Raw genomic sequence first — 14,847 nt, forward strand, 5'->3', positions numbered from 1 at the left:
TTTTCAAATAAGGAGGAACAAGTATATCACAAGCGTTCGTACCACCTTTTCTTCAATAAAGATTGATTTCAACTTTTACATATAGTTAGGCTATTTTTGAATTGATTGTAGTTTTCCTATTAAAAATACTAAATTTCGTGGCATCTTGTCTTTTATATAACGTTTAGAAACTATTACAACAAGTTATACGAAAAACTATAAAGAACATACATTAACGTTTTGTCGCCTCTCTTCCCTCCTTCTAGTCCCTAGTACTTGTTAACTATGTCGTACTACTCATTTATTGATAATTCTATTTTCTTGCCTTTTTATAAAGTTAATAATGAGATAGAATACCTTTTGAGGATAATTATACTAATAGATTTATTATATCTAATTTCTGTATAGCTATTAAACCATCTTAAAAATATCGAATGGAAAAGGAGACGAGAAGATGACAGGTTTTCAAAAGGCAGCTCAAATATTCCTAGCAATCGCACTGTTAACAGTTGGCTTCAATTCTAATCAAGTGCATGCTAGTATAGTGTTTTCTGATGTTCCGTCTAATCATTGGGCTAAGGAAGAAATAGAAGGTTTAGCTTCACAAGGAGTTATTAATGGTTATCCAGATGGTTCATTTCTTCCGAATGACTATATTACTAGAGCTCATGCCGCAGTGATAATAGGAAGAGCACTAAATATTGATTTAAATAATCGCCCAAATCCACATTTTGTAGATGTAAGCACATCAAATTCTGCCTACCCATACATAGCTGCCCTAGTAGATGAAGAAGTTTTTGGTAGAAATGAAGAATTTAATCCGAACAATCCGTTGACTCGTGCTCAAATGGCAAAAATATTAGTAGAGGCTTTTAATATTGAAGGCGTATCTAATAAAGTGTTCGATGATCTTCCTTATCATCATTGGGCAACCACTTATGTTACTAAACTAGTGGCTTCTAATATTACGACTGGCATATCTCCAACTGAATTTTCACCTAATGGGTATGTAACGCGAGCACAAATGGCAGTATTTGTAATACGAACACTAGATTCTCAAGAGAAAAATACCACCAAAGTGGAAAACTCGTTTATTTATGATGTACTTGATTTAGTAAACATAGAACGAGCAAAAGAAAACATACATCCACTTGAACTATCTACTGAAGTAACCGAAGTAGCTCAAATAAAAACTGAAGATATGCGTGATCAGAACTATTTTTCACATACATCTCCCACATATGGAAGTCCATTCGATATGCTGAAGCAATTCGGTGTACAGTGGACTAGCGCAGCAGAAAATATCGCAGCTGGGCAATCAACTCCAGAAGAAGTTGTAACTGGATGGATGAACAGTGACGGTCATCGTAAAAACATTCTTTCATCTAACTATACTGAAATTGGTATTGGATTTACTGAAGGTGGTTCACATAGTTACTATTGGGTACAGATGTTTATTGGCAAGTAGGGATCTTTTCATCTTTAATAGATACAGTTGGAAGAAGATTGTGCTTATTAACTAACTAATGCAGTTGAACAGAAGACCTTTCTACAAGGCATACCACTTGGTTTTCTTGACTAATATGTGGTATGCCTTCTATATTTGTTGCTTAAATATAGTACTAACTATTTACAAATTATATAGTTGTTATTTTAGAAGTAAGCTCCTTACATTCCAGTGAAAGTTGATAAAATATATTCGTTAATAGTGCTATTTCATTGAATACCAATTACTTCATTACAAACCAATCCGTGTTATGCGATAATACCGAATAAATAAACATATAAAAAAGGACTAAATCTAGTCCTTTTTTATATGTTTATTTATTAGAATATTTAAAATCATCTATATCTATACACGATAGTAGTCTCCACGCCAATGCTTTACTGCTTTTTTTATATCTTTAGGTTGTAGATTTTCTTTAATAGTACGTTCACATAAAGCTGGGAACTCATCATCACTCGCAAAACGCAAAGCAATAATTTGTTGGATCGTTAACCTTGAATTTAGCATTGTATTCGTAAGAGTATAATGACGTAAATTCTCTTCTGAACGTATGATTCGATCTTGTAACTTCGTTGAATATAGTCTTACTAAAGAAAATGTTATAAATAAGCCTAATGTAATAGCTAACCACAATAAAGCTGTTAAAATCCCTTCACCGCTATAAATCGCCATAATTAAATTGACAAGTGTTGCAATAAATACTACTGTTACAAGTGGCGCTCCTATGTAATGATAAATTGGATGCATACGAACATGGTTCTTAAAGTTTTGACTTTTCATTTTCCCCACCTCTTTTATTATTTAAGAAAATGTCTACAACGTTAAATATCACTTAATTTTACCAATTTTCGGATAATTTAGTCAAGTTTACTTAACAGTTTATCTAATTACTACTTTTATATAATTTTAAAGGATTTTTTTCGTAAACTTTGTTGCGATTATTACTTAAAAATAGACAGTACGATGAATTTTGAAAATTTAAATTATATACGTAAAAAAGCTGCCACGCACGCTAGATTAATACGTGCTATATCTAAGAATGGAAAGTATCAACCAATGATTAAATCCACCATTAACATCTATATTCATAGTTCCTGTATTATCAACTGTAATGTCTACTCATTTTTTCTGGTTGCTTTACCTGATGACACCATCACAATAAGTTTTTATTCATTTTCTATTGAAATGTTAATTAATCTATTATTTATCATACTTTCTTACTATACTGTTGAATTGTTGGCTAAATAAGACCAAGCTCTTTCTCATTAAATTCTTTACATCCATAAATAAATTGAATCAACTACATCATTACCATGTACATACAAAATATGTTCATTTAATTGTTTTTACACATTCCAACTTTTTCACAGATTCCTAAATTTTCATAGTTAACTTAATAACTTCATTCTTTATTTTTCCAATCTTTACATTTCACTCTATACAACACAGTAGTTCATTTTGACCTATAAGTAACGATTAATAATAAAATTTCTTCCTCATTTAATCATTTATAATTTTCCATTTATAAGTAGATAGACTCAAAATTGGTAGGTCAAAAGTATCCGTTAACCTAAGGAACAAAGAAAAATAAGTGAATCATCCTATAGGAAAGATTATGATACAAATGTAAAATAAGGGAGGTGTATTTTCGACAAATGAGGTGATATTTTGCAAGATCCATCAAATGCTAGTGCAGAAAATAATTCTATAACACGTAAAATGACGATTTATGCAATTCTTTTTATTATCTTCATAACAATAGTTACAGGTAATTATTTATTTAGAGCTAATAATCCAACAGAAGCAAGTGCTGAAGTACAACTTGAAAGCAAAAAGTTAGAGCAAGAAATAGCTACTGAAAAAAATAATAACAAGGTAGAAGATTTAAATTCACATACTAATGAGACGTTACAAGAAAAAGAAGACTTGTCTACTGAAAATACTACCAACACTAAGTCAAATAGTATCAGTGAAGCTTCTGTAGTAGAAGTACAAGAAATAATAGTGGTTACAGAGCCTGTTTCTGAATCTGCATCTACAAATACAGAAGAGGTACAAGCTACTAAAATAGAGAGTAAACAACCTTCAGAAACCCTTTTAAGTTCTACGGAGGCATCAATTAATAGCCATAAACAGATTTCCATCCAATATGAGATTTCAAAGGGAGTAACACTTTTTCAAATTTCCAAATTATTTTACAATGAAAATAACACTGAATTTATACAATCATATAATAATATTACGCATCCTGAAGTAGATGTCAAAGAAGGAATGCAAATCGTTGTTCCAAATCCGGACAAACTAGCTGTTTATACTGTACAAGAAGGTGACACATTATATGAGGTAGCGAGAAAATTCTATAGTAAATCTAAGCTATTAAACTTCATAATGGAATATAATACTATACTTAACCCTGAAACCGATGTAAAAGCTGGTATTAATATTGAAATACCTACTAGTAGCGGGATCGTAGTACATACCGTTCAACAAGCAGAAACGCTATATAGTATTATGAATACATATTATCAACTATCGTATTATGTTCAAGAAATAAGTGAAATAAATGGTAATATCGAATCAATAAAAAGTGGTGAAACATTAATTATACCTAATATTTTTAAACAGCATCAAACAGCTATGATTGAAAATAGCCCGACTGTAAATGCTAACTATTTGATAGAAATCAATAGATCTAATAATATTCTTGTCGCATATAAAAATGGTGATGAGTTTTTCAAAACAACAGTTTCAACAGGTGAAAATCTATCAACTCCTTCGGGTATGTTTGAAATCATTACTAAATTTGTTGAACCGTCATACACCGCTAAAAATATTCCAGGTGGAGATCCGTCAAATCCTTTAGGCAGTAGATGGCTAGGTCTAAGTGTACCAGGCACAACAGGCAGAACATATGGTATACATGGGACGATAAACCCTGGATCTATTGGAGAATATGTAACGCAAGGTTGCATTCGAATGGAAAATGAAAAAATTGAATGGCTGTTTGATCAAATTCCAATTGGCACTAAAGTAAAGATAGTTTAACCTTGCTCAGTTATAACAACAAATATACAAAATAATATAATACTAAATTACGACAAAAAAGAGCCTAGTAGAATTGCTAGGCTCTTTAATTACTAAATATATATTATAAGCAATTACCTTTTCTCAGTCGAACTGTTCTAAGGTAAGTGATTAATTCTACTAAACCTATTTTCTAATATTCCGAACAAACTCCCTTCCAAACAGCTTACATTTTTCTATTTCTTCGCCTTGAGGACTGTCCTCAATCTTTAAGCTCTCTTGAACGAGCATTCCACCTTGTTGTAATATAGCTGACTCAAAAATATCAACTGCTCCGCAGTATATTTTATAAGACCTATCTCCTGAACCAAACACTGCAAAATCCTTCCCAGACAAATCTACCTCAGTTAACTCATCATAAAAATCTAAAAATTCATCTGGAAGCTCCCCATCCCCCCAAGTATATGATCCAAATATGATTGAATTATATTTATCTATTATATTTATGTCTACGTCAAAGACATCTTTCTTTTCAACTGTTACACCTTTGTCTTGTAGTCCTTCTTCTATTAAATCAGCTATCGATTCAGTATTTCCAGACATACTCGCGTAAATGATTAGCACTGTTGACATTGTTAATCCTCCCTTAGATAAAGAGCAGAAGCATTTAATTGATAATAGTTATCATTAATATATGATTAGTATATATGATATTGATAATCATTGTCAACCATATGCCTATTTCTGCTAAATGATTAACTCATACTTCTAATCTTACTATGATATTAATTGAGAAAGGATGCTTTAATAATTAGTAGATACGTATAAAATAAAGTGAAAATTGAAAATCACTATACATTTATACGACTTCTTCCTTCATTACAGAGCTAGTAACGGAAGTTCTTCTCAAAATAGTAAGAAGCAGAAAGTTAATGACTCCTACACTAGAAAAAATAATCCAAGGCAACATACTATTAGGAAAGTTATTCAACAAAAAGGTACCTGTGAAATTTCCTAAAGTTGCTCCAATAGCAAAGGATATTTCAAAAAAACCAAAATATGAACCTTGAAACTGCCCGTAGGTAAATTCTGAAATTGCAATGTCGGATGAAGGTAATACAAACGTTTCACCTATCGTAAATACGACTATACATATTAATAACCAATATGGCGATGAAATGAAACTGATCATTAACAAAGAAAATGACATGGTGAGTACACCTATTGTAAGCAGACTGTATATGTTCATTCTATGAAATAATTGTTTGATCATAATCATTACCATCAGTCCTGTTATAGCATTTACTGTGATGACTAAACTAACATACCTCTCACTACTAGTTAAGTTATACATATGTAGCGGGATGGATACTGTTAGCTGAGAAAACATGAACCAAAAGAATATCATTGCAACACAATAGAGGATGTATTTTTTATTTTTTGCGATATGCTTTACGCTTACAAGGATAGAAGGGCGTGAACTCATTGTACAATCGCTACGCTTTATTAACAGGAGTTGGACTACGAATAATAAGTAAAATAGAATGCCACTAATGACAAATGGATAGCTAGGATTAACAAATAGTAACACCCCTCCCATAAGAGGTCCAATAATTGCTCCAGCATTTAGTGAAAGGTTTAAATTAGTAAACACTCTCTTTTTTAGCTCCTCTTGCTTTACTGATGAAAAAAATGCTCTTGATGAAGGTTCATAACATGCAGATCCTAACCCGATAAGAGCAGCCCCACAAGAGACGAAGTAAAAGGCCTCTGACATTGCTAAAATAATGAAACCTGTTCCCCGTATTAATAATCCTAATCCCATTAAATTTTTATAACCGTATTTATCTCCGAGTCCTCCAGTTAAAAGAGGTAACCCACTGGAGGTTAAAACGATTAAAGATAATACTGTTCCAGTCTCTACTACTGAGTAATAAAGTGTATTTGACAAATAAACTGCAAAAAAGGATATTACGGCAAAACCTGCAAGATTCATACAAAATGCTGAAAATAAGATAACTTTCGTTGTTTGATTCATAGTAACCTCCTTTAGTTGTAACCTTCTTTTTATTTAGATGGTTACATTTATGTTATGTTATAATGAATCATAATGCAACCTGTAAAATTGATTGGTGGTTACAATTATGGATAAGAACAAAGAAATTAACGAAGTATTATCTTTTTTGAACACTTGGGAAATTCCTAACAAAGACAGAGTACCTAAAGATCATTTTGGAACTATATCTGATGTCTCGAATTATATTCATGAACATCTAACAATCGAAGATTCCAATGATTTATTAGATGAAGTTATCGAATTTCGGTCAGACATACGGACGACAATTGAAAAAAATGATGGAGAGCTCCTTAATGAATGGATTAACAGAAGGCAAATTGCATACGAGGTTCAAATACAAAACAAAAAACCAGTCTATAACCTGATTTACAAATATAAAAGGAAGAGTCTAATCGACTATATACTGATAGACATTTTGACTTTAATCAACACAGGAACCTTTCATCGACTAAAAATTTGTCCAGATTGTAAGTGGGCCTTTTATGATCAATCAAAAAGTGGTACTAAAAAGTGGTGTAATATGAACGCAAATAGTCCCACTGGAAGAGCATGTGGGACTATATCTAAGGTAAAACGGTATAGAGAGAAGAACAGAAATAAATAGAAATCTTTATATTACACGTGTTATTAAACACATAAAAATGTTCTACACGGCTTTTTTTAGCCACGTAGAACATTTTAAGTGTCTCATCTCTCAATAAAACTAAAATTCACAAACGAACCCTCTATTAACTCTACATCATTTGGTACTTTTAAATAAATAACTTGATTTACTCTCCCATCATATTGATTAAAAAGTGACTCTTCTGTAAATTGCCGAACTGGAAACGGAGCTTTTACCAGTTTGATATTTACATCCTGTGAAGGAGAGTTAATAATAAGTCTATTATCATTTAATATAAAACCAACTGGAGCTACCTTACTAGAAAAATCGACACCATCTACAAACAATCCACTACTTAAGTTAAATACTTCGATCTTGTTATCACTACTCAATTTTCTTTCTACAATCACGTGGGGACTGTACTTTTCTGTAAAGTTAACTTCCAATGTTTGATTTCTATAATCATCAAAGCTTTTTGCTTTTATAATATAGTCTGGATCAAGCTTATCTATCTCCATACTGCTCAATAATGAATAGAAGTCATGATCTGTTTCACCTTGTTTTACTTCCTGCTGTTTTAATGAATCATCGGAGGCGAATGCTATAAATACAGAACTTAATAAAAGTAATCCTGTGTATATTAAAAGTAGCCAGTGAGTTATTTTTAGAGAGCTAATATTTTTCCCAGCTTTAATCATTAAAGAGAACAGCCCTACTAAAATGATAAATAAAATAATTTGAAATGTAGCTAGCTCGAAGGAAATCATTTTCTTACCTCCATTCGATTCAGGATGCTAATGGCAGCCATAAAAAACAAGCTAGAAGTTATCAAAACTTTCACAATAAATAATACAAATATTGGCTCCGATACATAAAATTGAAAAATTTTGATGACAGATAAATAATTATCCCTTATCGTTCCTTCAAGTAAGGTAGCCTCAAGAAAAATCAAACCTAACAATGACACTGGAATAACAATGATAAATAACTTACTTACTTGAATTAGTGTTCCAATAAAGTAACCTATTGCACAAACAATTAGCCCATACAAAAAGATTGCGCTTATACCGATAACAAGTTCTTGGATTCCAGTATTAAGAACATAGAGCTCCTGATCAATCAAAATATATCTAAGGACTTGTATTACATTCCCAGATAAAATGGCTGTAATGCTCCCTACAATGGTAGCCGTTATTAAAAAGAGAATATTCGAGAGACTGCTGCTAAGTCGATTGGTTACAAACGTAAAATCATGGTTTCTATGTGGTTTAGTCGTAATCGTAATTGCTGTAGAGAAAGCCCAAATTAATGTAAAGACAATGACGATATCAGCTGCATAGTACTGGATGTTGATATTAAAATTATTACTGCCCATGGATGTTGTTCCAATTCCACCAAGTGAAAAGATGATACCTAAAACCTGGATTCCTATGAGTGAACTAAACGAATCTATGTTTGCTTTGAGCTTGTAAAAATATTGGTTTTTAACAGTATTAGCTAATGTCACTGTCGTCAAAGACATCTTCAATACCTCCCTTCGTTTCACTAGTCAAATAAACACATAGATCACTAACTTTAACTTGAGAGATTTCGATACCTCGATGACGTGCTTGTTGGAGGGAAGAATCAGATAAATCATTCTTTACAACCAGATAAATCGTATTCATACCTAAGTGATTCTTGAATATTACCTCTTTCCCATGCGTCAATTTAGCAACTTGATCTGTTGCCCCTTTAATTCCGACTGCCCATTCCTTTAACACATCCATCGGCATGTGCAATTGTTTTTCTCCATTGTTAATAAGTAAAACATCCTCCAATATATCTTCTATTTCACCCAAATGGTGACTGGATAGAATAATAGTACGCGGAAAAGAAATATAATCCTTCACCAACACCTTATAAAAATCTTTTCTCACTGCTTCATCCATTCCTGTAGTTGGTTCATCAAAAATTGTTAAAGGACAACGTGACGCTAAACCGATAATCATGTTAAACGTACTTTTCTTTCCTTTTGAAAGTCTAGTGTGATAATACTTAGGATCAAAAGAAAAATACTTAAATAAATTACTTGCTAATTGCTTATTCCAATTAGGATAAAAGCGTTCAGCAACTTCTAACAGTTCACCTAGTGGTACAGCTTGAGGAAAACTCATTAAATCATCCACAAAGATGGAATTTGCTGAGACGTGTAAATTATTGAATGGCTTGTTGGAAAAAACATTGATTTCACCCGATGTTTCTTTTAGGAATCCTGCTATTATTTTTAACAAGGTCGTTTTTCCAGCGCCATTCCGACCAATTAATCCTGTAATTTTATTTTCCTCTATGGAAAAAGATAGGTTGTTTAAGACTTTTTTTCTTACGTATCTTTTAGTTAAGACAGAACATTCAATTACAGTCATTGTCTCTCCTCCTTAACCATTTCTTCTCTTATCATTTCAATTAACTCGTTATCTTCTATTTGCAACTGATTAGCTTCTAAAACCAATTCCTGTATTAACCCCTTCAATGTTTGATTTCTCCTTTTAGCTATAATCATGTCTTTTGCTCCAACAGAGACAAACATTCCAAGTCCGCGTTTTTTGTAAAGAATATTTTCGTCCACTAGAAGACTAAGCCCTTTCGCTGCAGTTGCTGGATTAATCGTATACATGTCAGCTAATTGATACTGTGAATACACCTTGTTATCACTTTCGAAATGACCGTTTAATATCTCTGATTCAATCCATTCAGCAATTTGCACATAAATTGGCTTAGTACTTTCTGTATTTAGAATTGTCTCCGCCTCCTTCCTAACATAGTGCATTACTGTTGTAATGTAGTATATAGTAAACTTACATTTTTTACAATAGGCACGTATATATCACATTTATTTTTTCGTCTAAATTATAAGTAAACAACGCGAAAATAACTTTAGTTACATATTCTATAAAGCATAAGCCGTTTTTTTAGAAGGTTTTTAGAAATCTAGATAAAACACGCTTGGATATTTCCAAGCGTGTTTTATCTAAATTAGCTGATAAATACTGAGATATATTTATTATTTTCTTTAAGAGAAAAAATTTGTGATTATGCTGTTATTTCTCTCCAATAATTTTCACTTAAGTATTTAAATTTTAAAGATGTCTTGAAAACGAATTTAATTTTATATTCTGAGTTGCTACTATGTATAGTATTAGAATCAATACCTTTCATATTGAGGTCATTAAATGAATGTGAATTTATACGCTGTTATAATAACTGAACTCACATCAAACCTTTTTGAACGGTTGAAAGCTTAACTATAGTAATAAGGATTAAAAATCCAAAAACAAATGGTACTTTTGATGGTTTCTTTAACTCTTTAGGTGTAATGATTTGTTTCTACATTTCAACTACCCCTACTTTAAAATATGGTATTTGAAAGAATATCCATAGAGGTTACAAAATATCTTGTTTAAACAATATTCTTCTAAGCAAAAGAAGAACGCTTTTCAGTATCATTTCTGAAAAGCGCCACTTAGTATTATTATAAGATCAGTCAGTAACTTTTCTGGTTGATCTTATTTAATGAGTAGTATTCTAAATGTAGTGTAGATAGCATTCTTACGCCAAATTGTGGAAGATCAGCATAACAAAACTGTTTAGTTCAACTTCTAGTTACGCCACTTCAGCTAATGAGCATATAAAATTTATTAACTCCCATAATGATCTAATATTATTCACAAAATATCCAATTTTTCAACTGATGAAGCATTAATCCAGTATTATAATTTAAGAAAGGAGGCATCATTATGGAAAACCTACGCGAATTACTTGATTCTTTATGTACACCACCTCACCTTGAATCCAGCGAACATGCACATGAAATTGAATTTACTTTGATTGACTCAACCGACTTATATACTTCTGAATTCCTTCAAAAATATACTAGATTCAAAAATCATAGTGAATTCTTTGAAAGTTACTATGCTACAATTCCAGACACCTACATTCCGTTATCAGAACAAAATAAATTTATGGAGGAAAACACGTCCTTTAAAACTTGGGATGATATGTACGACTTGGCGCTAGAACAATGGGAACATAGGAATACTTAGGTGGCTATCTGTCACCTTATTTATTTTGTTCAAGAATTTGTATTTTCTTCAACACCTCTTCTCAAACGTTCATTTATTCTGCGAGTTAACCGATACTTTAACCCCGCTTTCCAAAAACGTTGAGTACCTTCTTTAGATGCCCCATTCGTATTTTGAGCATATGGGTATTCAACAAACATATCATCTAGTTCTACTACTTCATAAATCTTTACGTTTCTCCCTTTAAGAACTTCACCTATTTCTTTCCGTTTCTTTCTGGCACTTGATATAACTTGTTTTAAAAACTTGATATGTTCTTCATCTTTTCTCTGTGTTTCTGCATCCATATACTTTTTCTCAAGAATGTGGATTTCTAGATCAAGATAGATCTTCTCAACAATTGTGTCTAACAATTCCTCTGGTATACTTGCTCTCATATACCACACCACCAAACGAATGTTCTTATCGTATTGTAGCAACTGTGTGATCTTTTGGCAATTTGTCCTACACAATAACTTCATGATTTTTTGTTGTACAAATTATACGCGATATAGCACCCACTACAACTCCAGCCATATTTTTTTATTCTTCGTCTTGATAAACCTCAATGAGTTTGTCCTTATGTTGGCGGGCTTCCGTTCCATTTTAAAAGAGGCTGGGACAAAAATATTTTAACTAAATAGAAGCCGAACAATGGTTGTAGTTCTAGTTACGCCGCTCCTGAAATATACTCCGCTTTCCACGGGAAGCTGGCAAGCCTCCTCGTGCTACGCTCTGCGGGGTCTAGCCGTTGCTTTTCATCCCGCAGGAGTCTACGTATATTTCATCCGCTAAGTTATTACTTTGTTCGGAATTTTAGTTAAACACTTAAGTTATGTCCCAGCCTCTTTAAAAATTTACATTAAACCGCTTGTTGGTATAGTATCATCCCGAATATTGCTGACATGTGTACGCACCCCAACCTTAAAAATTTTTACCCCCTACTAATTACACATTATCATTAATATCAGCATAGGATAAATTCTTTTCTCACTTAATTTTATATTCATTTCCACTTATCTCTACTACAGTTAAAAGTTGTATCATGTCATTTTTTATTTCTGACTAAATCAACAAAAACGCCTTTTCAGGCGTTTTTGTCTTCATTCTTCTATCGGATCGATGCCCTTGATGGAGACATCCTGTTTTTCAAAAAGGATCGCTTCGTCAGAGAGAGAAGGTAGTTCGTTTAAAAGACTGTCTTTCTCTTCTCCTTCTATCCTTTTTAGTTCCTCAGCCTCTTCTTCCGCTTTATAAACAAGCAAGTCTTCTTTTCCAACATCAAAATTATAACTAGACTCACCGATATTATAAGGGATTCCTATTAAATACAATTGATCTTCGATTGTTATTTCCCTCAATAAGAGCGTATACCCGCTATCTGTTAAGAAAAGACGTTCTTGTTCTGATTCATTCAGGTTCGAGAAAGATCCTTCACCATAAATGATAAAGGTAAAAGCATCGGAATTCGACCTGATTTCATAATGCCATAGCCTGCTTGAGAAAGGATTTCCGCTTCCCGCTTCAATGTACACCTTATCACCAGGGTATTGTTCAGCCAATTGCTTTGTCATTTGAGTTTTCGACATCTCTCGTACCCCTCCATATGAAGCCAGCAGAACAACTCCGACTATAATGAGTTTTGGGGCCCATTTTTGCCTTCCCGTTTTATGAAGAAACAGAATGAGTGCAAATAAAACGCTAAAGGAAAGAACAAGGAACCCATCGCTCCCGTTCAATACGTTTAAGCCAATATCTCGATCATATGTTATTGGGAAGAATAAAGGCAATCCATTATCTAGAAAATCCATGAATAAATGCCCAATTACGATAGAAAAAAACATCGACATCCAGCGGATCTTCAAAGTCAGTTCAGGAAAAATAGGACGGATCAAAACCGCTAACCCTAAACTAAAAGCTGGAGCGACAAATATCGAATGACCCATAAAATATAAACGTACTCCTAAAAACTCCAAAACAGGAAAGTCGGTGATACTTGAAAGAACCCCTCCTGCAAATTCAAAGATCAAAGTCAAATCAGGGGCAATCCCTGCAATGACTCCTATAAACATAAAAAGAAACAATTTCTTTTCCGGAAGATAACGACGACCGATCAAATACGCAACAAAGGCCCCGACGGCGCCGTGATATCCCACTTCACTGATTAATGTTAAAAGCATGATTAAGACTCCTTTTTCGTAGATTATGATGAACGAGTTTCACCAACCAATTCGTTTTCGCCGGAAAATCCTTTGATGATAACAGGTTCGTCTACTTTCTCAGTTGAATAAAAGAAGATATAATCTTCATAGGGATAGAACTGGATCTCTCCAATAGAATCATTTATGGATATTTTTTCATTAGAATCATTGACCGAAATTTGTTCAATTTGTTCGCTTGTGATTACACCCAATATCCCTAATGACTCGCTCGGAAACAAGGTAATGTCTTCATCTTGATCGGATACTTCGAATACCTCTTTCTTTTCCCCGTTTACGACTTCCATTTCGGTGCTTCCATCATTTCTCGTTACCCAGTTGATTCCGATGCCTTCATCCAATGCAATGGATTCTACCCAGCTGATGGAAGAATCACTTAGATTTTCTTTCATATACCGAACCAAATCAATGGACGTATAGACCAAAATAATGGTGAATATGAGTAACGATCCCACGATGGAGAATCGCATCAAGGGGGTCATTTTTGTTTGGTTAGTCTCTGTCACACACATTTCCTCCTAACAGATTGATTCGTTTTCTATGTTTTGTAGAAACGTTTCATGTTCTCTTACTTTTCTAGCATAACATTCAAATCTTACGTTTTTCTTTGTAACATAATGAAGAATTTCTTAAGATTTCTTCATGTTTATACGATGAGCTCTTTTTATACATAACCTTACAGGTTGTTTTTAATATGGAATGATAGTAGAAAATTTTAAAAGAAATGTTTTTAGGAGAAAAAAAATCCTGAAATATCTAGGCGAAAACAAAGAAGCGCTTGTTTCCCAATTAGAGACTTTATTTTTATCCTATAAAGTCAATCTTGTTGCTGAAGGATATATTGATTGTATTGTGATGAAAAAGAACCTAACGGAATTCGCTCAAAAAATCTCTTCATTCATATACTTTCGAATTTAAATCTTTAGTTCTTGGTATAGTTGCTATTTACCCTGAGTACTAGCAGCCTATGCTGAAGAACTAAGATCATAATCTTTTATTTGGAGTATTAGCAAGAATGAACAGAAGAGTGCTATGTACCCTTGGATAAGAGTGATAAAACCAAAGAAAAATACGCCTAACATTACTTTTTAGCGTCACTATAAAAATCAATTTTTCCGATTAATAAGAAGTGAGGTCAAGGGGGAACCTTTGGTAGATACGAACATCGAAGCTACCTTTAAAGTGAACGAAATAAGGTTTAAAGCTATTTTTAGATCAAATAAAAGTTATCTATGAGTTAATGCAATTTAAGGAACTATGTGAGTGATACTTTTCTAAAAAACTAGGAGACCTACCCCAATCAAAGCTATCACAATCATCTAAAGGTCTTATCGAAG

General features: G+C 32.9%; 14 protein-coding genes. 4 read left to right on the forward strand and 10 right to left on the reverse strand.

All coding sequences use genetic code 11. The features are described from left to right. Window positions 1-433 precede the first annotated feature (433 nt). A complete protein-coding gene (locus ACSVDA_RS01235; RefSeq protein WP_485880160.1) occupies window positions 434-1,447 on the forward strand; it encodes an S-layer homology domain-containing protein in 1,014 nt (337 codons plus the stop codon). A 384-nt stretch (window positions 1,448-1,831) separates the two neighbouring features. Here the strand turns inward: ACSVDA_RS01235 and ACSVDA_RS01240 are convergent, their stop codons facing one another. Beyond that, the gene (locus ACSVDA_RS01240) at window positions 1,832-2,266 is read right to left on the reverse strand and encodes a DUF6526 family protein (RefSeq protein ID WP_485880162.1); all 435 of its coding nucleotides are present in this window, start codon (window positions 2,264-2,266) and stop codon (window positions 1,832-1,834) included. Between the two features lie 888 nt (window positions 2,267-3,154). Here ACSVDA_RS01240 and ACSVDA_RS01245 point away from each other — a divergent pair. Continuing rightward, window positions 3,155-4,531 carry a L,D-transpeptidase family protein gene (locus ACSVDA_RS01245; RefSeq protein WP_485880164.1) on the forward strand — a complete coding sequence of 459 codons (1,377 nt, stop codon included), beginning with the start codon at window positions 3,155-3,157 and terminating at the stop codon, window positions 4,529-4,531. A gap of 165 nt (window positions 4,532-4,696) precedes the next feature. On the opposite strand, the gene ACSVDA_RS01250 is transcribed toward ACSVDA_RS01245, so the two are convergent. Both ACSVDA_RS01250 and ACSVDA_RS01255 read right to left on the reverse strand, forming a co-directional pair. Beyond that, window positions 4,697-5,143, reverse strand: coding sequence for a flavodoxin (locus tag ACSVDA_RS01250; RefSeq protein WP_485880166.1), 447 nt, complete (start codon window positions 5,141-5,143; stop codon window positions 4,697-4,699). 226 nt (window positions 5,144-5,369) lie between these two features. Next, window positions 5,370-6,548: an MFS transporter gene (locus tag ACSVDA_RS01255; protein WP_485880168.1), complete on the reverse strand. Its 1,179-nt coding sequence runs from the start codon at window positions 6,546-6,548 to the stop codon at window positions 5,370-5,372. A 106-nt stretch (window positions 6,549-6,654) separates the two neighbouring features. On the opposite strand from ACSVDA_RS01255, the gene ACSVDA_RS01260 reads away from it, so the two are divergent. Further along, entirely contained in the window at window positions 6,655-7,191 is a 537-nt protein-coding gene (locus ACSVDA_RS01260) for a CGNR zinc finger domain-containing protein (protein ID WP_485880169.1), read from the forward strand. A gap of 83 nt (window positions 7,192-7,274) precedes the next feature. Here the strand turns inward: ACSVDA_RS01260 and ACSVDA_RS01265 are convergent, their stop codons facing one another. The 4 genes from ACSVDA_RS01265 to ACSVDA_RS01280 are packed head-to-tail and all read right to left on the reverse strand — an operon-like array spanning window position 7,275 to window position 10,000. Further along, entirely contained in the window at window positions 7,275-7,958 is a 684-nt protein-coding gene (locus ACSVDA_RS01265; protein ID WP_485880171.1) for a hypothetical protein, read from the reverse strand. Continuing rightward, complete coding sequence (locus ACSVDA_RS01270; protein WP_485880173.1) at window positions 7,955-8,713, reverse strand: hypothetical protein; 759 nt, start codon at window positions 8,711-8,713, stop codon at window positions 7,955-7,957. Before ACSVDA_RS01270 ends, ACSVDA_RS01265 begins: the two co-directional genes overlap by 4 nt. Beyond that, window positions 8,685-9,596, reverse strand: coding sequence for an ATP-binding cassette domain-containing protein (locus tag ACSVDA_RS01275; RefSeq protein WP_485880174.1), 912 nt, complete (start codon window positions 9,594-9,596; stop codon window positions 8,685-8,687). The genes ACSVDA_RS01270 and ACSVDA_RS01275 overlap by 29 nt, the downstream gene beginning before the upstream one ends. Next, on the reverse strand, window positions 9,593-10,000 hold the full coding sequence (locus ACSVDA_RS01280; protein WP_485880176.1) for a GntR family transcriptional regulator: 408 nt from the start codon (window positions 9,998-10,000) through the stop codon (window positions 9,593-9,595). Before ACSVDA_RS01280 ends, ACSVDA_RS01275 begins: the two co-directional genes overlap by 4 nt. A 967-nt stretch (window positions 10,001-10,967) precedes the next feature. Between ACSVDA_RS01280 and ACSVDA_RS01285 the strand changes: the two genes are divergently transcribed. Continuing rightward, window positions 10,968-11,273 (forward strand): hypothetical protein, encoded by a 306-nt coding sequence (locus tag ACSVDA_RS01285; protein ID WP_485880177.1) that lies wholly within the window; start codon window positions 10,968-10,970, stop codon window positions 11,271-11,273. A 29-nt stretch (window positions 11,274-11,302) separates the two neighbouring features. Here ACSVDA_RS01285 and ACSVDA_RS01290 read toward each other — a convergent pair whose 3' ends face one another. The 3 genes from ACSVDA_RS01290 to ACSVDA_RS01300 form a co-directional block, all read right to left on the reverse strand. Then, a complete protein-coding gene (locus ACSVDA_RS01290; RefSeq protein WP_485880179.1) occupies window positions 11,303-11,689 on the reverse strand; it encodes a YhjD family protein in 387 nt (128 codons plus the stop codon). Between the two features lie 705 nt (window positions 11,690-12,394). Next, entirely contained in the window at window positions 12,395-13,471 is a 1,077-nt protein-coding gene (locus ACSVDA_RS01295; RefSeq protein ID WP_485880181.1) for a metal-dependent hydrolase, read from the reverse strand. Window positions 13,472-13,494: 23 nt separating this feature from the next. Then, entirely contained in the window at window positions 13,495-14,022 is a 528-nt protein-coding gene (locus tag ACSVDA_RS01300) for a hypothetical protein (RefSeq protein WP_485880183.1), read from the reverse strand. Window positions 14,023-14,847: the final 825 nt, after the last annotated feature.

It is taken from the genome of Cytobacillus sp. Hm23 (assembly GCF_051842895.1).
Lineage (GTDB): Bacteria > Bacillota > Bacilli > Bacillales > SM2101 > Nanhaiella.

What these genes read in the sequence shown, in the direction of transcription:
- ACSVDA_RS01300 (WP_485880183.1), bottom strand. Translation starts at nt 14,022, where the DNA reads ATGTGTGTGACAGAGACTAACCAAACAAAAATGACCCCCTTGATGCGA.
- ACSVDA_RS01255 (WP_485880168.1), bottom strand. Translation starts at nt 6,548, where the DNA reads ATGAATCAAACAACGAAAGTTATCTTATTTTCAGCATTTTGTATGAAT.
- ACSVDA_RS01280 (WP_485880176.1), bottom strand. Translation starts at nt 10,000, where the DNA reads ATGCACTATGTTAGGAAGGAGGCGGAGACAATTCTAAATACAGAAAGT.
- ACSVDA_RS01240 (WP_485880162.1), bottom strand. Translation starts at nt 2,266, where the DNA reads ATGAAAAGTCAAAACTTTAAGAACCATGTTCGTATGCATCCAATTTAT.
- ACSVDA_RS01270 (WP_485880173.1), bottom strand. Translation starts at nt 8,713, where the DNA reads ATGTCTTTGACGACAGTGACATTAGCTAATACTGTTAAAAACCAATAT.
- ACSVDA_RS01290 (WP_485880179.1), bottom strand. Translation starts at nt 11,689, where the DNA reads ATGAGAGCAAGTATACCAGAGGAATTGTTAGACACAATTGTTGAGAAG.
- ACSVDA_RS01295 (WP_485880181.1), bottom strand. Translation starts at nt 13,471, where the DNA reads ATGCTTTTAACATTAATCAGTGAAGTGGGATATCACGGCGCCGTCGGG.
- ACSVDA_RS01250 (WP_485880166.1), bottom strand. Translation starts at nt 5,143, where the DNA reads ATGTCAACAGTGCTAATCATTTACGCGAGTATGTCTGGAAATACTGAA.
- ACSVDA_RS01285 (WP_485880177.1), top strand. Translation starts at nt 10,968, where the DNA reads ATGGAAAACCTACGCGAATTACTTGATTCTTTATGTACACCACCTCAC.
- ACSVDA_RS01275 (WP_485880174.1), bottom strand. Translation starts at nt 9,596, where the DNA reads ATGACTGTAATTGAATGTTCTGTCTTAACTAAAAGATACGTAAGAAAA.
- ACSVDA_RS01235 (WP_485880160.1), top strand. Translation starts at nt 434, where the DNA reads ATGACAGGTTTTCAAAAGGCAGCTCAAATATTCCTAGCAATCGCACTG.
- ACSVDA_RS01260 (WP_485880169.1), top strand. Translation starts at nt 6,655, where the DNA reads ATGGATAAGAACAAAGAAATTAACGAAGTATTATCTTTTTTGAACACT.
- ACSVDA_RS01265 (WP_485880171.1), bottom strand. Translation starts at nt 7,958, where the DNA reads ATGATTTCCTTCGAGCTAGCTACATTTCAAATTATTTTATTTATCATT.